Source organism: Pseudomonas sp. MT92, assembly GCF_058792515.1.
In genome coordinates this window covers 475,299-492,926 of record NZ_JBXAFA010000003.1, presented here as the reverse complement: position 1 = coordinate 492,926, position 17,628 = coordinate 475,299, and the positions used below count along the sequence as shown (strand labels likewise).

Here is a 17,628-nt window from a genome sequence, read left to right as displayed (position 1 = left end):
CTTTACGGGCCTCCTGATTGACCGGCCTCAGCGCGCTTCGACTTGGGCCAAGCGCTTCACATGCTCCTGTCCACTGATTGCCAGATGGATCTTCCGCTTCTGACCGGGTCGCGTTTCCCGTGATCCGAATGGCGGAACGGGGACTGATTCGGTACTGCCTCAACCCTGGTTATGAATCGCCCCCTCTTACTAGAATAATTCGGATTGCCAAATTTCTCTCTGCTCCGAAAGTTCAAGAGCATCCGCAACCTGAATCTCGCGTTGAGCCTCGACCTTCCTGACGAATTCTGGAATTTGATCTGTGGACAGTGGCCGGCTAAACAAATATCCCTGAGAAACTCCCACTGCGCCGGTGTTTCCACCCTCTTGGTGATAGTGATAAAACCCACGCTACGAGCCATTTGTACGATGGTCTTGACTATGGCTCGATCATCGGCATCGATTGCGATATCACGCACGAAAGACTGATCGATTTTGAGTTTATAAACCTTGAACTTCTTGAGATAGCTCAACGAGGAATACCCGCCCCAAAGTCATCACTGGACATGCGTACCCCGCGCGAGTGCAAGTTGTTCATGATCTCGATGGCGGAATGAAAAGGTGAGGCAGCCAATCCTGGTAGTAAATGACCACCCACTTAACAATTGCGGTGAGTAACAACAGAGCTGAGAAAATCAGGTATTTGGTGAAGACCGTCATCAAACGTTGCCAGGAACGCAAGGTCACCAAGAGCAACATGACGGCCGCCACAAACCGTGCTGAAAGCCAAAAATAGAGGTGTTTCGCTGAGGCGTTATGCGATAGAAAATCGGGCATGCCTGCATAGGAGGCGGCATGCAAAAAATACATCCAACCCGGCCACATGGTGCATGGAAGCACGATGTGAAGAGCGCACCCGCCAAATTGCAATCTGCTCGATCTGAGGCTGTTTGTTTAAGCATAGACTTGATTACCACCACCCTCCTGCGCCGCCTCATTGCGGCCACGGCATGGCCTTCTCCGGGTGTTCGTCGCCATGCTCTGGTCAAGCTCTTGACGATTCTGGAAGCCGCAGTTGCCGAAGCGCTGATCAAGAAGAACCCGGCTAACGCACCAAAACCGGAAAAATCGTTTCGTGTCACTCAACGAACGTGCACTGCATGCGCTGGAGTTCGCCCGCCAGTACGCCATGCGCCGTGCATAAGGGGTCGGCAAGCTCCAGGCACTGGCGATGCCTTATCGACCACCGTACAACTGCCGTCATACTTATGCGACAATATGCTCAATGTCCAACATGAACCCCGCATTCATCGCTCAGCAGCTTGGCCACAGTGTCCAAATGTTGCTGACGACCTATGCGCGTTGGCTCAACTCAAGCTCAGACTGGGCGGAGCTGGAAAAGCTCCAGATTGGTATCAAATCGGTATCAGGCAAAAAAAGACCAGCTCTAACCCATTGATAGGTAAGGTAATTGATCTCCACAGCTAACATCACCATGCAGTTCGGCGCCAAGCCGTTGTTCGAAAACGTTTCGGTCAAATTCAACGGCGGCAATCGTTATGGCTTGATCGGCGCCAACGGTTGCGGCAAGTCGACCTTCATGAAGATTCTCGGCGGTGACCTCGAGCCATCCGGCGGCCAGGTCATGCTGGAGCCGAACGTACGCCTGGGTAAATTGCGCCAGGACCAGTTCGCCTACGAAGAATTCACCGTGATCGACACCGTGATCATGGGTCATGAAGAGTTGTGGAAGGTCAAGGCCGAGCGCGATCGCATCTACTCGCTGCCGGAAATGAGCGAAGAAGACGGCATGGCCGTGGCCGAGCTGGAAACCGAATTCGCTGAAATGGACGGTTACACCGCCGAATCCCGCGCCGGTGAGCTGCTGCTGGGCCTGGGGATTCCCCTGGAACAGCATTTCGGCCCGATGACCGAAGTCGCTCCGGGCTGGAAACTGCGGGTATTGCTCGCCCAGGCCCTGTTCTCGGACCCGGAAGTGCTGTTGCTCGACGAACCGACCAACCACCTGGACATCAACACCATTCGCTGGCTGGAAACCATTCTCACGGCGCGTAACAGCACCATGATCATCATTTCCCACGACCGTCACTTCCTTAACAGCGTCTGCACCCACATGGCTGACCTGGACTACGGTGAGCTGCGCCTGTTCCCGGGCAACTACGACGAGTACATGACTGCCGCGACTCAATCGCGCGAACAATTGCTGTCGGACAACGCCAAGAAGAAAGCCCAGATCGCCGAACTGCAAACGTTCGTCAGTCGCTTCTCGGCCAACGCCTCGAAAGCCAAACAGGCCACTTCCCGCGCCAAGCAGATCGACAAGATCCAGCTGGCCGAGGTCAAGCCGTCGAGCCGCGTGAGCCCGTTCATCCGCTTCGAACAGACCAAGAAGCTGCACCGTCAGGCCGTGACCATCGAGCAGATGTCCAAGGGCTTCGACGGCAAGACCCTGTTCAAGAACTTCAGCTTCACCGTAGAAGCCGGCGAGCGCGTTGCGATCATCGGGCCGAACGGTATCGGCAAGACCACCCTGCTGCGCACCTTGATGGGCGAGCTGACCCCGGACGCCGGTTCCGTGAAGTGGACCGAAAGCGCGGAGCTGGGCTACTACGCCCAGGACCACGCCCACGATTTCGAAGACGACGTCAGCCTGTTCGACTGGATGGGCCAGTGGACGCAAGGTGAGCAGATCATTCGCGGCACGTTGGGTCGCATGCTGTTCTCCAACGACGAGATCCTCAAGTCGGTCAAAGTGATCTCCGGTGGTGAACAAGGTCGCATGCTGTTCGGCAAACTGATCTTGCAAAAGCCGAACGTGCTGGTGATGGACGAACCGACCAACCACCTGGACATGGAATCCATCGAAGCACTGAACCTGGCGCTGGAGAACTACCCGGGCACGCTGATCTTCGTCAGCCACGACCGTGAGTTCGTATCGTCCCTGGCCACCCGCATCATCGAGCTGAGCCCGAATGGCGTGACCGACTTCAGCGGCACCTATGACGACTACCTGCGCAGCCAGGGTGTGGTGTTCTAAAGGCAGCTACCAGCCTTTAGCTGCAAGCTTCAAGTGAAAAGCCCTGTCTTTTGTGACGGGGCTTTTTGCATTTCAGACCAAGGTTTCTTGTCGGTGCATCAATCATCGCGAGCGACAGCGATAATGTCATGGCAAAGGTAGTTAGCCTGCTTTCTTTTATATCAATGCCAAGCCATCATGCCGCTCTCCCACCGCCGCCCGCGAACGAGCTCTCATGTCTGCGCAGCAACAGCCACCGCAAAGCTCCATGGCGATCACCCTGCAGATCGTCTCCATCGTCTTCTATACCTTTATTGCCTTTCTTTGCATCGGCCTGCCGATTGCGGTGCTGCCCGGCTATGTCCATGAACAACTGGGGTTCAGTGCCGTTGTCGCAGGGCTGACCATCGGTTCGCAATATCTCGCTACCCTGCTCAGTCGCCCCATGGCGGGACGCATGTCCGACAATGTCGGCACCAAGCGGGCGATCATTTACGGGTTGTCCGGGATTGTGTTGAGCGGCGTGCTGACGTGGCTGTCGACCTTGTTGCAAAGCGTTCCTTTATTAAGCTTGTTGATCCTGATCGCCGGCCGCTTGCTGCTTGGGATTGCCCAAGGCTTGATCGGAGTCGGCACCATCAGTTGGTGCATGGGTCAGGTAGGGGCCGAACACACCGCGCGTTCAATCTCCTGGAACGGCATCGCTTCTTATGGCGCGATTGCCATCGGCGCGCCACTGGGCGTGGTGATGGTCGATCAACTGGGCTTCGTCAGCCTGGGCATCGCCCTGTCTGTGCTGGCCCTGGCAGCACTGCTGCTGATTCGTAACAAGCCGTCGGTGCCAGTGATCCGGGGCGAGCGGTTGCCCTTCTGGGCGGTGTTCGGGCGCATTGCGCCTTTCGGTGCGAGCCTGTGCCTGGCCTCCATTGGCTACGGCACCCTGACCACTTTCATCACCTTGTATTACCTCAACCGTGGCTGGACCGGCGCCGCTTATTGCCTCACCGTCTTCGGCGTGTGCTTCATCCTGGCGCGCCTGCTGTTCATCTCCAGCATCAGCCGTTTCGGTGGATTCACCTCGGCCATCGCCTGCATGACCATTGAAACCATCGGCCTGATGTTGCTGTGGTTCGCGCCCTCGACCGGCTATGCCTTGATCGGTGCCGGCCTGACCGGCTTCGGTCTGTCGTTGGTGTACCCGGCGCTTGGCGTCGAGGCGATCAAGCAGGTGCCCAACTCCAGTCGTGGTGCCGGATTGAGCGCTTATGCCGTATTTTTCGACCTGGCGCTGGCGATTGCCGGCCCCTTGATGGGCGCGATCGCCCTGAACCTGGGGTACGCGTGGATTTTCTTCAGCGCAGCGGTGTTGTCGGTAAGCGGATTGGGGTTGACCCTGTTGCTCAAGCACCGGGCCATGGCGTGACGCCTACTGATCGGCAGTCTGCATCCCGGCCCGCGTCGCCTTGCCCAGCGTGCGAGAGAAGAAGCGTCCGGCTTCAGAGATCATGTTGCGGTGAATGTCTTCGCGGTCAACGCCATCGGCATCAGTACACAGCGCCGGCATGATGACGATCTGCTCGTCGTTGCACGGTGCCATGAATACAAAGTGCCCTGCCCCGGCCAGCAACTTGAAGTCCGGCGCGACTGGCAGCTTGCGCGCCAACGCCACCGCGTTTTTGTCGATGGGCACCAGATTGTCGCCGTCTCCGCTGTAAAGCAGCACGGGCACGTGCACATCGGCCAGCGTGTGGCGACCGAACTTCAAGCTCAGCGGCGCCATCAGCATTAGCGCGTGGACGCGTGGATCGGCCACCGGTTGCAGGTCATCGCGGTCGACGATCAATTCCCCCCGGGTGTTGCAGGCGTCACGGTCATCCGGACGCTCCTGGCAGTAACGGCGCAGGCGGTCCAGGTCCGGAGTCGCACCGGACAGAATCAATGCCGTCTCGCCTCCGGCCGAGTAACCGATGACGCCCACCTGATCAGCATTGACGAACGGCGACAGCATGCGGTCGCCCAGGGTCGCAGTGATGGCTTCGGAAATCTGGATCGGCCGCCCGTACAGATTGCTCAAGGTGCCGAGACGACTGTGATCCTTGGAGTTGTCGCCGGGGTGAATCACCGCCACCACCACAAAACCCTTGCGCGCCAGCGAGGTGGCGAGGTCATGCAGGGCCAGCGGGGTTCCGGTGTTGCCGTGGGACAGCATCAGCATGGGGAATCGGCCGATGGCGACTTTCGTGTCCTCACCCGCCTCGACGGTGTAACCCTCAAGTCGGCTGGAATGTTCCTTTTCGCTCGATGGGTAGAAGGCGATGGCACGCATCGGTTGCAAGTCCAGCGGGTCGAGAAACTTCATCTCGTGGTAGCCGACGCTCCAGTGAGGATGCGGCGCAGGGGCGGCGTGCACTGTATTCAGGCTGCTGAGCAGGCAAGTCAGTAAAGTTGCACAAAGACGCACCATGGGATGCCCCACCTTGTTACCGGATTAAAGACATAAACCCTCGACTGCATAACTTGGGCCACAAAACGAAATGGACAGAAACAAAAAACTCCGTATCTGATACTTGCGCATTCAGAATACAGAGTTTTTTGAGGGTTTGCCCAACCGGCTTGAAGTCTTTATGCAAGCCTTACGCGGCGGCGAACAACTGCTCGCTGATCTGCTCGTGAGCGTCGCTCATGGCTTTGTTACGGACATCGTCACCATAGGCCAGGCCATGGGCACGCACGAATTCGATGTCAGTGATGCCGATGAAACCGAACAACACTTTCAAGTAGTCTTCGTGGGCAACGCCGGTTGCCTGGCCGGCATGCAGCCCGCCGGAAGTCGAAACGATCACCACTTTCTTGCCACCGCACAGCCCCTCGGGACCGGCTTCGGTGTAGCGGAAGGTCTGACCGGCAACGGCGATGCGATCGATCCAGGCCTTCAGTTGGGTCGGAACAGTGAAGTTGTACATTGGGGCTGCAATCACCACGGCATCGGCAGCGAGGAATTCGGCCAGTGTAGAAGCGCTGAGTTCGGCTTCGTGCTGCTGTGCGGCGTTGCGCAATTCAGCGGCGGTGCCGGCAGCCACCAGGGTGGTCGACGAAAAATGGCTGATTGCATCGGCCGCCAGGTCGCGGTAAGTCACCACAGCGGATGGTTCGGCGACTTGCCAGGCTTTTACGACTTCGCTGCTCAGCTGACGGGAAGCCGAGTTGTCACCAAGAATGCTCGAATCGATATGCAGCAGTTTCATGTGGGATCTCCGGGTGAGGATCGCTACAAGGGCGATCTGATGGAAACAATCCTACAGATGAAACCAATAGGTGATTAGACCGCAACAATGCGATAGTTTGTCTCACTGGTAGAACGATCGAGTCATCAGCCATGCAAGACCTCAATGACCTTTATTATTTCGCCAAGGTGGTGGAATCCGGCGGCTTCGCGGCGGCCGGGCGTTTGCTGGGCATTCCCAAGTCGCGGTTGTCGCGGCGTATCGCCGAACTGGAAGAACGCCTGGGCGCGCGCCTGCTGCAACGAACCACTCGCCAGCTGAAACTGACCGCCGTGGGCGAACGCTACCTGCGACACTGTCAGGCCATGCTGCTGGAAGCCGAAATGGCTGATGAAGCCGTGGCCAGCATGTCCAGCGAACCCCGGGGACGTTTGCGGGTGTCCTCCCCGGTCGGCCTGGCCCACGAGATTCTGCCGGCAGTCATCAGCAACTTTCTGGAGAAATTCCCCCAGGTGCAACTTGAGGTCGTACTGGTCAATCGCCGCGTCGATCTGGTCACCGAAGGCGTGGATGTCGCGCTGCGCGTGCGTGAACCGCGCGATGAAGATCCGCTGTTGGTGACCCGCCGCTTGCGCCAGGCACAGATGCTCCTGGTGGCCAGCCCCACATTCCTGCTGGGGCGTGAGATCAACCGCCCCGATGATTTGAAAGACCTGCCAGTGCTCGGTGCCCTCGAACCGGATCGGCTGGTGCACATCCGCCTGGTCGATCGCCAGGGCAAAAGCCACGATCTGGCAATGGAAGCGCGCCTGGGCGTCGACGACTTTATCGTACGCAAGACCTGCGCCCTCGCCGGGCAGGGGTTTACCACGCTACCGATGATGTATTGCGAGCAAGAACTGGCCAATGGTTCGCTGGTGCAGCTGTTGCCTGAATGGTCGCTGCCCGGTGGCTGGCTGCAAGCGGTCTACCCTCATCGACGCGGGGTGATGCCGGCCGTGCGTGCCTGGCTCGACCATTTGATCGAAACATTCAATGCCTGCGGGGACCGTTTGATATGAAGGCTGGATGCATGAGCGAAGTGGACGTCGCGACATTCTGCCTGGCGCTGCCCGGTGCGCGGGAAGACTATAAATGGGGAGGCGTACGGGTGTTTTCGGTTGCCGGAAACAAGATGTTCGCGCTGCAGAACCTGCGCGGCGAATCCCTGGCGTTCAAGGTCGACAAGGATTTGTTCCTCGGTCATTGCGACCGTCCGGGCATTCATCCGGCGCCTTATCTGGCGCGGGCCCAGTGGATCATCATGAACACGCCCTACCCACTGGGTGCCGAAGAGCTGCAAGGCTTGTTGCAACGCTCTCATCAACTGGTGGTGAGCAAATTGCCCAAACGAACGCAGGTCGGGTTATTGCTTTAGAACAGTGCCAACAGGTTTGCACCGAGAAACAGCCTGTCGATCCAGAACACTTGGTGCAGCATCACGATGAGCCAGAACACCAGTTGAAACGAGACCTTGCGCGTCTTGTGCCGAAACACTTGTTGCGCCAGCAACGCCCCCGGCCAGCCACCCGCGAACTCCAGTGCATGCAGCACGTTTTCCGGTGTTCGCCATTGATCGACACGGGCCTTGCGCTTATCGCTCCAGTACAGCAAAAACGTCAGCAGGCTGACGATGCCGTAGACCGCGAGGGGAATCAGCGACACCCCACGCAACCACAACGACATCGACCCGAACAACGGCAGCGCGCACAGGGTTGCGAACACCAGCAGCTTGAGGCGTAGATGCTGGATATGTCCCCCGGACTTGCCTGCGGAACGATAGCGCGCGCTGGAATCACTCATGGCTTGGCCGCGGTCCAGTCTATCCAGCCAAACTGCCACGTGGCCAGAATCAGCAGGCCGAAGGCAATGCGATACCAGGCGAACGCCGCGTAGCTGTGGCTGGCGATGAACTTGAGCAACCCGCGCACGGCAATCATCGCGAAAATGAATGCAGTCACGAAGCCAAGGGCAAATACCGGAAAATCAGCCGCCACGAACAGCTTGTGGTACTTGTAGCCCGAGTACACGGCCGCACCCACCATCGTCGGCATGGCCAGGAAGAACGAGAACTCGGTGGCGGTTTTACGCGACAGACCAAACAACAGGCCGCCGATGATCGTCGAGCCGGAACGCGAAGTACCCGGAATCATCGCCAGGCACTGGGCGAACCCGACTTTGAGTGCGTCTTTCCAAGTGATCTCGTCCACGGTATCGGCATGCACTTCATGCTGACGCTGTTCAGCCCACAGCATGATGATGCCACCCACCACCAGGGCCGTCGCCACGGTGATCGGGTTGAACAGGTAGTGGTGGATCAGGTCAGCAAAAATCACTCCCAGAACCACGGCAGGCAGGAAGGCGATCAACAGGTTCGCGGTAAAGCGTCGCGCACTGGGCTGGGTCGGCAAACCGATGACCACATCGAAAATCTTGCGGCGGAACTCCCACACCACCGCCAGGATCGCCCCGAGCTGGATGATGATGTTGAATGCCATGGCCCGCTCGCCACCGAAGTCGAGCAAGTCGGCCACGATAATCTGGTGCCCGGTACTGGAAATGGGCAAAAACTCTGTCAGCCCTTCTACAACGCCAAGAATCAAAGCCTGAAAGGCAGTCCAAAGATCCATTAATCCCCCAAAAGGCTATGCGCCGTTGCATGCCCCGTTAGTATTTTTAAAAACATTTATCGCGATCAGCGTAGTTGAATTCGCACGCTTTCAGGCTCCACACCTGGCCATGAAAAATCCGTGAAACATTTGGATTCAGGTTTTCCCGTGCGGGGCCGAAATCCTATCAGACAAGTCCGATAAGTGCTTTCGCGTTATCGGGCCTGGCCGAATGCTGGCGATCATTCATTACAAGAACAAGAAAACGGAGCACCACGTTATGAACAGCTTGCGCAATATGTCGATCAGCCGGCGCTTGTGGCTCATCCTGGTCGTGGCCGTCATGATGCTGCTGGCCTTGGGTGTCTTGATGCTCAAGCAGATTCACGATGACTTGTATGTCGCCAAGGCACAGAAAACCCAGCATGTGGTGCAAACCGCCAGTGGCATCCTCACTTACTATCACGACCTTGAAACCGCCGGCACGCTCACCCGCGAAGCCGCGCAGAAACAGGCGCTGACAGCCGTTCGCGGACTGCGTTACGACCAGAACGATTACTTCTGGATCAACGATCTGACGCCGGTGATGATCATGCACCCGGCCAACCCCAAACTGGACGGCCAGAATCTCTCGGCGATCCGCGACCCCGACGGTGTTGCGATATTCAATGAGATGGTCACGGTGGCCAAGAGCAAGGGCGCCGGGATCATCAATTACCGCTGGCCAAAACCCGGTGCCAGCGAGCCCGTGGGAAAAACCTCCTACGTCAAACTCTTTGAGCCCTGGGGCTGGATGATCGGCTCGGGCGTGTACATTGATGACATGCAAGCCGAATTCTATGGTCAGTTCTGGAAAGCCTCGGTCATTGGCTTTGCAATCGCGCTGATCATGGCGGCACTGGTGATCCTCATCGCCCGTAGCATCGTTCGCCCGCTTCAGGAAACCGTCCACGCGATGGCCAACATCGCCAGTGGTGAAAGCGATTTGACCCGCAGCCTCGACACCCACGGCCAGGATGAAGTCACACAATTGGCCCGGCACTTCAATGCCTTTACCGCCAAATTGCGCCAGGTCATCGGTGAACTGCAGGTCTGCGCCAGTGCGCTAGGCCAATCGTCCAGCGAATTGGGCAACGACGCGACCCAGGCCCAGCAACGCAGCCAGCAACAGTCGCAGCAGATGGAACGGGTGGCCACGGCGATCAATGAAGTGACTTCCGGCGTGCAGGATGTGGCAAAGAATGCCGAACATGCCGCCAGCGAAATGCGCGATGCCGAAGCTCAGGCCCAACAAGGCCAGGTCAACATTGATGGCAGCCTGCAGCAGATCGACACGCTGTCGTGCACCATCAATCAGGCCGTGGACGTGATCCGCACCCTGGCCACCGAAAGCACACAGATTGGCAGCGTGCTGGAAGTGATCCGCTCGATTGCCGATCAGACCAACCTGCTGGCGCTCAACGCCGCCATCGAGGCAGCAAGGGCTGGCGAACAAGGTCGGGGTTTCGCGGTGGTAGCCGACGAGGTTCGCCTTTTGGCCCAGCGGACCCAGAAGTCCACGGCGGAAATCCAGTCGATGATCGAACAACTGCAAAGTCATTCCGAGGCGGCGGTCAAGGTGATTGGCGACAGCAGCCGGGCATCGCAGCTGACCATCGAACAGGCGGGTCTGGCCGGTACAAGTCTGAATGCCATTGGTCAGGCGTTGCGCAACCTCAACGGCCTGAATGCGTCCATCGCCAGCGCCACCCTGCAACAGGCCCATGTGGTCGAAGACATCAACCAGAACGTCACCCAAGCCGCCGGGTTGTCCCACAGCACCGCGCTGGCGGCTGAACAATCCAGCAAGGCGAGCCTGAGACTGAAGGAATTGAGCGAGCAATTGAACGGTTTGCTCAGGCAGTTCCGGGTTTAATTCGAAAAAGAGCGTCCGAACGCGATCCGTGCCTCTGGCAGCGCCTGCAGGGTAAACGTCACCCTGTGAGGCGCCGCCAAAGGCTGCGATCGATTGATCTTCAGTTACAATCCGCCCCCTCTTCGACTTCCCCAAGGAAACTCCATGTCCGGGCTTGAACTGTTTGCCGCCGCCCTCGGTGTCATTGCCGTATGGTTGACGGTCAAACAGAACCCCTGGTGCTGGCCGATCGGTCTGGTCATGGTGCTTGTCTATAGCTGGATCTTTTTCGAGGTGAAGCTGTATTCGGACATGCTGCTGCAAGTGATTTACGCCGCATTGCAGCTCTATGGCTGGTGGCAGTGGACCCGCGCTGGCGATGCGCATCATGGACGCGAGGTCAGCCGGCTAGGCAAACATGCGGTGGTGTCGGGACTGGCCATCGGTGCGGCGTGCAGTCTGTTGCTGGGCGCCGCCATGGCGCACTGGACCGATGCCGCCCAGCCTTGGCTCGATGCTTTCCTCACCGCCTTCAGCCTCGTGGCGCAATGGTGGATGGCGCAAAAGCGCCTGCAGTGCTGGCCGCTGTGGATCGTGCTGGATTGTATTTTCGTCGGTCTGTTCCTGTACAAGGGGATGTACGTGACGGCGGCCCTGTATGGCCTGTTCACCCTGCTGGCCATTCAAGGCTGGCGCTCATGGCGCAGCGATCCGGTGCTGTGCCCATGAAGGTGCTGGTGCTGGCAGGGCCGGAATCCAGCGGAAAAAGCTGGCTTTCGAGTGAGATTCACGCCAACTTTGGCGGCATATTGGTCGATGAGTACGTCAGGCACTTCATCGAAAGCAAAGCCCGGGAAACCTGCTACGATGATATTGAATCAATAGCACATGGCCAGCTGACCTGGGAGGATGTCGCACGTGCCTCACAACCGTCGCTACTGATCCTCGATACGCATCTTTTAAGCAACATTCTTTGGAGTCGTACGTTGTTTGGCGCTTGCCCGACCTGGATCGAACAGGCACTGCTGACCCGGCACTACGACATGCATTTACTGCTGAGCCCTGAAAACGTGGCCTGGCATGACGATGGACAACGCTGCCAGCCGAAACTGGCAGAACGCCAGGCGTTTTTCCAGGCCAGCCGCCAATGGCTTGAGCAGCACCACCAGCGTTATCAGGTACTTGAAGGTGATTGGCAACAACGCAAGGACGCCGCATTTGAGGCCGTGACACGCTTGCTCAAGGCCTGACAGGGCTACCCTGCCTTGTCACATATGTCCATTCCTGAAACACCCTCCCCCGCGCAAACCCTCGAACTAAAGCGGCCCGAGCGCTGCAGCAAGAAAATGTTAAGCCACTGATACAACCTGCCTCAAGCCACCTTGACGAGCAATGGCGCCCATCTGGACGGCGTTTTTGCGCGGCTTTGTCTCAGCGGTGATACAAATTTTTTTGACCGCCACGGCAAATATTTACAACTTACTGTTTTTTAAGGAAAAACAAAAACCGGCACACCTTCTGCTCTCTTCCCCGCAGTGCTGATTAACACCAGCGCTCCACTTACAGAAGGAATTGCCGCCGTGGGGAAACTTGATAACCACATTTTTAGCCTCCTGCTGATCGGATGTGCATTGGGCTCAAGTGTTTGCCTGCCTGTACAGGCTGACAACGGCATCATCATTATCAAACGTGATGTCCAGGTGAGAGACGCGGTGACTCCGTCGTTAGCCCCCGATCCTAACCCCACGACCGCCAATGCCAACCCGTCGAAACAGATCCTCAATCAGACGAGCGAATTGAGCGACGGTGACTTTGCCACTGTCGCCAGTGGTGCAGGCATTTCACGCCTGGTCGCCCAAGGCACCAATAACCTGGGCGGCAATATCACTAATCAGACACAACTTTCCAACCTACCCGCCGGGCGTTCGGGAAATTCGGGCAACAACGGCATTGCCAACATGGTCAATTCAAACGTCCAGCAAGGCCTGGGCGCTTTGAGAATCATAACGGGAGACCGTTGAGATGAATCGCACGCTGCTGATTATCGCCATGCTTTGCAGTAGTACATCGGCCTTTGCCCAACCTCCCGTCATCAATAACGCCGAAATCGATAATTCAGGCGCGCAGTACCAAGGCAACTTCTCCGTCAACCAGGCGGCTGGCGATCTACAGCAACAGGCCAACGCCCGAGCCATCGCCATTGGCCATGGAGCCAGTGCGACGGTACAGATTCGCCAACGGTTGCGCGGCCAGGTCGACCCCGCCATGGATGCGCACTCAAGCATCCAGGGTAACTCCTTCAGTAACGGCAACGGCGTACTGGGCGTGAACCAGAGTTCGGGCGCCAATACCCAGCAAGCCAACGCAGTGCGTATCAGCATCAGTGCTCAGCCGCAAAGCATCGACGACAGCGTCCTCATGCAACAGAACGTGACGCTGCTCAACAACTCCGATCCAACTGACTCTGCACCAGGCTATCGCCAGGTCGCTACCAGCGACCAGGCCTTCACCGGTAGCCGCGGGGTAATTCAGTTGAATCAGAGCGCAGGGGTGGGAAACCGAATGGCCAACACCTTTAGCGTACGGGTCGCGGATTGACCCAAACAGGTAGTTTCAACACTTAACCTAAAATAAGTACGGAGAATCACCATGAAACCTTCGATGGCATTAAAGCCTCTGGTTTTCGCAATTGCTGCGGTCATGGCTGTTGCTGTACAAGCTGGGCAAAACGATCGGCGTGACCATCACCACGGCCACACCCCACCTCCTCCAACCAAAATCCTTGTCAATGCGACTGCCAGTGCAACCGACAAGCAGACCAGTACCGGCAACCGCATCTATAACGAAGGCACTCAAAACTCTGCCGAGATGAGCAGTTCTGCCTCCGGTGCCAGCGGCAACGTCGGCGTCAACGTGGCAGGCGGCAGTGGCAACCAACAAGACAACGCGGCTGCCATCGCCAACGCTTCCTCCACCTCAAGCCTGGATAACAGCTTCGTGTTCGGCACTGCCACTGCCACTGCCAAAGTCACTCAATACGGCAATAACAACCGGGTTGATAACTATGGCGTCACGAACACTGCAACGATGAGTGGCTCAGGTAACGGCGGCAGCGGCAATATGGGTATCAACGTTGCTGGTGGTGACCTTAACCAACAGAAAAACACCATGGCAATCGCCAACTCCAACTCCCCGCTGGGCAACGCTACCGCCACTGCCTCGGCTGATCAAAGCAGCCCTGGCCTGACCGTGAACAACGTCGCCGACCGGACTTACCGCGTGGATACGCTGACGTTTACCAAAACGGCTAGCGGTAGTTCCTCCTACAACAAGGACTCCAGTCTGAGTGTTGATAAGAGCGCTTCCAGCAGTTGGTCTGCGAACGGATCCAATAGCTTCAATGCAAGCGGATCCAAAAGCTTTGATGCAAGCGGATCGAGAAGCGCAGATTCCAGTGCTTCGAGCAGCGCTTCTTTCGATGCTTCTCTGAACGCTAACCTGGACGCTTCGGCGAGTGCTTCCAGATCGGTCACCTGGAATAATGGTGGCGCCGATCACACCCGCAGCAGGTCTGCTGATGCATCGCTGACCGCATCGCTTGATGCATCGGCCAGTGGGTCTCTCAATACGTCGAACAGCAATTCGTCCGACTCTTCCTACACCAAATCGCACGACTCTTCGTTCACAAAAGCGTATGACTCCTCGTACGCCAAATCAGGCGACAAATCGTCTGCGTCTTCTAAAGACGTAACGAAGAGCTACAGCGAAAGCAGTTCATTTGATTTGAGCAACACCTACTCTTATCAAGTGCTGACTCCAACCGGCTGGGCAAACCCTGTGACCAACACTGCAACCCTGAATGGTTCGGTGAATGGCGGCAGCGGCAACCTGGGTGTCAACGTGTCTGCTGGTGTGGGCAACCAACAAAGCAACTCGCTGGCTATCTCCAACCAGTCGTTCTAATGCTGTCTCTGGAGGCCCCCTTACGGGGGCCTTTTTTCAATATGGCCAGAGGGCATCCCCCCATGCGCATTATCGCCTTGGCATTTTTGCTTTGCGTGACCGGTGTGATCGAGGCTGCACAAATGCCGCTGTCCGTCCTGCCGGGCGGTGCGGTGGTATTCAAGCCGATCCAGAGCATCCGCGAGCGTAAATTTGCCGACCTGGTGCAACAGAAAACCGACTTCAGTTGCGGCGCAGCAGCGCTGGCAACCATTTTGCGCCAAGCCTATTGGCTGGACGTCACAGAAGACCAGATCATCGAAGGCATGCTGGCACATTCCGATCAGGATCTTGTCCGCGTTCAGGGCTTCTCCATGCTCGACATGAAGCACTACGTGGAAAGCATCGGCATGCGCGCCCGTGGCTACCGGGTGGCGCCGGAAACCCTGGGTGAAATTAAGATTCCCGTGGTGGTACTCATGGATATCCGTGGCTACAAACATTTTGTAGTCATGCAAAGGGTCCATGAGGGCTGGGTCTATATCGGAGATCCGGTTCTCGGTCATAAACGCTACAAAGTCGACGACTTTGTCAAAGGCTGGAACGGCATCATCTTTGCCGTCATCGGTCAGGGCTACGACAAAACCAATGTGTTGCTCGACCCGCCGTTGCCACTGAGCGCCAAGAATCGCATCAACACCTTCAACCCGGTGCAAGACGCCGAGTTGATGGATTTCGGATTCATCCAAAGCGACTTCTTCTAATAACAAGGGAGCACGAAGCTCCGGGAGTATCCAATGAAGACTCCAATCTGGCTGGCCGTGGCTTGCCTCGCCGCCAGCCTGCCAACCCATGCAGAGACTTTCAAACCCATCGAACTGAATGACCAGGAATTGGCGAGCCTGCGCGGCCGCTTTGTCATGCCCGGACGCATCATCAGCTTCGGCATCGCCATGACCAGCAGCTGGCAAAATGCCAACGGTGAAGTGATCGGGGCAACGTCCTCGATGCAGATTCAACAATCCACCATCCAGCCACAGTTCTATGTGTCGAAGATCGATGAAAAAGGCACTGGAACGTCGCAATCACAAGGCACCGGCACCGTCACTGGCGGCAACGGCCTCAACAGCACCGGAGGTGTCACACAAGTCGTGCGTGCTGCCGGTGACTACAACACGGCCTACAACAACGTTGATATCAACGTGACCAAGGCCAATCAGGCCCCAGCCACACAACAGCAGGGCCAGGCATTGGCCGCTGGCTCGACATTAACCGGCGCCAACGGTGCGGGTTCGATGAGCGTTACCTCGACCGGTAGTGGCATACAACTCAACATTCTGGCCAACAACAACCAGGGCAGTACGGTACAACGCCTGGCCCAGGGCGGGCTGCTGCAAAACACGACGCTGCTCGGCGCCGGCAACCAGGTCCGCAACATCACATCGCTCAATGTCGTGCTGCGTGACACCGTTCCGACAGCCGGCTCGCTGAGCGGCAATCTTGACCAGCTCAGAGGGCTACGCACCAGCGGATTCTGATCTACGCTCAGTGTCACCAGACGTGTCAGAAGGGACGGCTCACCCATGCATCGATCTTTAACGTTCAGGGCTATCGTTTGTTTGAGTAGCCTGGCCCCGGCCTCATTGCTGTACGCAGCACCGGATCCCCAGGTCGAAGCACTAAAACAAGAACTCATGGAGCTGAAACAACGTTATGAAGCACAACAGAACGCGCTGATGGTACTCGAGCAGCGCGTTCGCCAGGTCGAAGAAACACCGGCGACACCGGCGCCCAAGCGCCTGACCAAATCCCCCGCGGAAAAGACCAAGGGTGGCCAGACAGTAGCCACCTCTGGGTCGGGAGCCACGGGCAGTTCATACGGTCAGTCGCTCAAGGATGACTCGGAGCCTGCGCAAAGCGTTTCAAACCTGTATGACGAAGCCAGCGGCTTCTTCGGTGGCGGCAAGTTCAGTTTCGAAACCGGCCTGACCTACACGCACTACGATACCCGGGCATTGACGCTCAACGGCTTCCTGGCACTGGATTCGATTTTTCTCGGCAACATCAACATCGACCGCATCAAGGCGGATAACTGGACCCTGGACCTGACCGCCCGCTACAACCTGGCACAACGTTGGCAGTTCGACATCAACGTTCCCGTGATCTATCGGGAATCGACGTATTCCTCCGGAGGCGCCGGTGGCGCAGGCCCGGTGACGTCGGATGCATCCGTCACCCGCGACCCGACCATCGGCGATATCAACGTTGGCGTTGCCTACAAGTTTCTCGATGAGTCGGAGAACTATCCCGACGCGGTCGCCACACTGCGCATCAAGGCACCTACGGGTGAAGACCCTTACGGCATCAAGCTGATCGAGGACCCGAACAACAATAACCTGGCGGTACCCGAAAGCTTGCCGACCGGCAACGGGGTCTGGTCGATCACCCCGGGCATCTCGCTGGTCAAGACCTTCGACCCTGCCGTGCTGTTCGGCAGCCTGGCGTATACCTACAACATGGAAGACTCGTTCAGCGACATCAGCCCCCAAGTCAACTCCAAGGTGCCAGGAGACGTGAAACTCGGCGATTCCTGGCAGGTCGGTGCCGGCATCGCATTCGCCTTGAACGAGAAGATGAGTATGTCGTTCTCGTTCACCGATCAGTTCGCCCGCAAGAGCAAGATCAAGCCGAGCGGGGGTGAGTGGCAATCCATCACCAACAGCGATTACAACTCGGCCAACTTCAACATCGGCATGACCCTGGCAGCAAGCAATAACCTGACGATCGTCCCGCAACTGTCCATCGGGATGACCGATGACGCGCCCGATTTTTCCTTCAGCCTGAAATTCCCTTACTACTTCTAATGCTGCGACAACAAGAAGCCCGCTGTTTCAGCGGGCTTTT

19 protein-coding genes and 2 pseudogenes are annotated in these 17,628 nt (G+C 57.4%); 15 read left to right on the top strand and 6 right to left on the bottom strand.

Annotation, left to right across the window (positions count from 1 at the left end):
* Positions 1-56: 56 nt before the first annotated feature.
* Entirely contained in the window at positions 57-512 is a 456-nt protein-coding gene (locus AC1Q6D_RS08080; protein WP_207291525.1) for an EAL domain-containing protein, read from the bottom strand.
* Between the two features lie 61 nt (positions 513-573).
* Positions 574-816: an MASE3 domain-containing protein gene (locus AC1Q6D_RS08075; protein ID WP_492618457.1), complete on the bottom strand. Its 243-nt coding sequence runs from the start codon at positions 814-816 to the stop codon at positions 574-576.
* Positions 817-939: 123 nt separating this feature from the next.
* Between AC1Q6D_RS08075 and AC1Q6D_RS08070 the strand changes: the two are divergent.
* From AC1Q6D_RS08070 to AC1Q6D_RS08060, 3 genes and pseudogenes are all read left to right on the top strand, one after another.
* Positions 940-1,438 (top strand): annotated as a pseudogene (locus AC1Q6D_RS08070) (site-specific integrase); the annotation flags it as partial.
* Between the two features lie 12 nt (positions 1,439-1,450).
* Entirely contained in the window at positions 1,451-3,037 is a 1,587-nt protein-coding gene (locus AC1Q6D_RS08065) for an ABC-F family ATPase (protein WP_090321229.1), read from the top strand.
* 214 nt (positions 3,038-3,251) lie between these two features.
* Positions 3,252-4,439, top strand: a complete 1,188-nt coding sequence (locus tag AC1Q6D_RS08060) for an MFS transporter (RefSeq protein ID WP_103405688.1) — start codon at positions 3,252-3,254, stop codon at positions 4,437-4,439.
* A 3-nt stretch (positions 4,440-4,442) separates the two neighbouring features.
* Here the strand turns inward: AC1Q6D_RS08060 and AC1Q6D_RS08055 are convergent, their stop codons facing one another.
* Together AC1Q6D_RS08055 and AC1Q6D_RS08050 are read right to left on the bottom strand one after the other, a co-directional pair.
* Complete coding sequence (locus AC1Q6D_RS08055; RefSeq protein WP_103405689.1) at positions 4,443-5,480, bottom strand: alpha/beta hydrolase family protein; 1,038 nt, start codon at positions 5,478-5,480, stop codon at positions 4,443-4,445.
* Between the two features lie 169 nt (positions 5,481-5,649).
* Positions 5,650-6,261, bottom strand: coding sequence for an FMN-dependent NADH-azoreductase (locus AC1Q6D_RS08050; RefSeq protein WP_047528566.1), 612 nt, complete (start codon positions 6,259-6,261; stop codon positions 5,650-5,652).
* Positions 6,262-6,392: 131 nt separating this feature from the next.
* Here AC1Q6D_RS08050 and AC1Q6D_RS08045 point away from each other — a divergent pair, with 131 nt between their 5' ends.
* Positions 6,393-7,301: a LysR substrate-binding domain-containing protein gene (locus AC1Q6D_RS08045; protein ID WP_103405690.1), complete on the top strand. Its 909-nt coding sequence runs from the start codon at positions 6,393-6,395 to the stop codon at positions 7,299-7,301.
* The gene (locus AC1Q6D_RS08040) at positions 7,298-7,657 is read left to right on the top strand and encodes an MmcQ/YjbR family DNA-binding protein (RefSeq protein WP_103405691.1); all 360 of its coding nucleotides are present in this window, start codon (positions 7,298-7,300) and stop codon (positions 7,655-7,657) included. Before AC1Q6D_RS08045 ends, AC1Q6D_RS08040 begins: the two co-directional genes overlap by 4 nt.
* On the opposite strand, the gene AC1Q6D_RS08035 is transcribed toward AC1Q6D_RS08040, so the two are convergent.
* Together AC1Q6D_RS08035 and AC1Q6D_RS08030 are read right to left on the bottom strand one after the other, a co-directional pair.
* Positions 7,654-8,082: a DUF1294 domain-containing protein gene (locus AC1Q6D_RS08035; RefSeq protein ID WP_103405692.1), complete on the bottom strand. Its 429-nt coding sequence runs from the start codon at positions 8,080-8,082 to the stop codon at positions 7,654-7,656. The two genes, AC1Q6D_RS08040 and AC1Q6D_RS08035, sit on opposite strands and share 4 nt — an antisense overlap.
* Positions 8,079-8,909 (bottom strand): undecaprenyl-diphosphate phosphatase, encoded by an 831-nt coding sequence (locus AC1Q6D_RS08030; protein WP_090469468.1) that lies wholly within the window; start codon positions 8,907-8,909, stop codon positions 8,079-8,081. The genes AC1Q6D_RS08035 and AC1Q6D_RS08030 overlap by 4 nt, the downstream gene beginning before the upstream one ends.
* 211 nt (positions 8,910-9,120) lie before the next feature.
* Between AC1Q6D_RS08030 and AC1Q6D_RS08025 the strand changes: the two are divergent.
* The 10 genes and pseudogenes from AC1Q6D_RS08025 to fapF all read left to right on the top strand — a co-directional run.
* Positions 9,121-9,900: pseudogene (locus tag AC1Q6D_RS08025) on the top strand (cache domain-containing protein); the annotation flags it as partial.
* Positions 9,901-10,068: 168 nt separating this feature from the next.
* The gene (locus AC1Q6D_RS08020; protein WP_425272131.1) at positions 10,069-10,803 is read left to right on the top strand and encodes a methyl-accepting chemotaxis protein; all 735 of its coding nucleotides are present in this window, start codon (positions 10,069-10,071) and stop codon (positions 10,801-10,803) included.
* 144 nt (positions 10,804-10,947) lie between these two features.
* A complete protein-coding gene (pnuC, locus tag AC1Q6D_RS08015) occupies positions 10,948-11,511 on the top strand; it encodes a nicotinamide riboside transporter PnuC (protein WP_103405694.1) in 564 nt (187 codons plus the stop codon).
* Complete coding sequence (locus AC1Q6D_RS08010; protein ID WP_103405695.1) at positions 11,508-12,032, top strand: AAA family ATPase; 525 nt, start codon at positions 11,508-11,510, stop codon at positions 12,030-12,032. The genes pnuC and AC1Q6D_RS08010 overlap by 4 nt, the downstream gene beginning before the upstream one ends.
* Positions 12,033-12,362: 330 nt before the next feature.
* The gene (gene fapA / locus AC1Q6D_RS08005) at positions 12,363-12,803 is read left to right on the top strand and encodes a functional amyloid chaperone FapA (protein WP_103405696.1); all 441 of its coding nucleotides are present in this window, start codon (positions 12,363-12,365) and stop codon (positions 12,801-12,803) included.
* A 1-nt stretch (position 12,804) separates the two neighbouring features.
* Positions 12,805-13,380 (top strand): fibril amyloid subunit FapB, encoded by a 576-nt coding sequence (gene fapB / locus AC1Q6D_RS08000; RefSeq protein WP_103405697.1) that lies wholly within the window; start codon positions 12,805-12,807, stop codon positions 13,378-13,380.
* Between the two features lie 51 nt (positions 13,381-13,431).
* A complete protein-coding gene (gene fapC, locus AC1Q6D_RS07995) occupies positions 13,432-14,745 on the top strand; it encodes an amyloid-like fimbrin subunit FapC (RefSeq protein ID WP_103405698.1) in 1,314 nt (437 codons plus the stop codon).
* A gap of 62 nt (positions 14,746-14,807) precedes the next feature.
* Positions 14,808-15,488: a fibril amyloid maturation endopeptidase FapD gene (gene fapD / locus AC1Q6D_RS07990; RefSeq protein ID WP_103405699.1), complete on the top strand. Its 681-nt coding sequence runs from the start codon at positions 14,808-14,810 to the stop codon at positions 15,486-15,488.
* A gap of 33 nt (positions 15,489-15,521) precedes the next feature.
* Complete coding sequence (gene fapE, locus AC1Q6D_RS07985; RefSeq protein WP_103405700.1) at positions 15,522-16,262, top strand: fibril amyloid subunit FapE; 741 nt, start codon at positions 15,522-15,524, stop codon at positions 16,260-16,262.
* Positions 16,263-16,307: 45 nt separating this feature from the next.
* Positions 16,308-17,588 carry a fibril amyloid transporter FapF gene (gene fapF / locus AC1Q6D_RS07980; RefSeq protein WP_103405701.1) on the top strand — a complete coding sequence of 427 codons (1,281 nt, stop codon included), beginning with the start codon at positions 16,308-16,310 and terminating at the stop codon, positions 17,586-17,588.
* Positions 17,589-17,628: the final 40 nt, after the last annotated feature.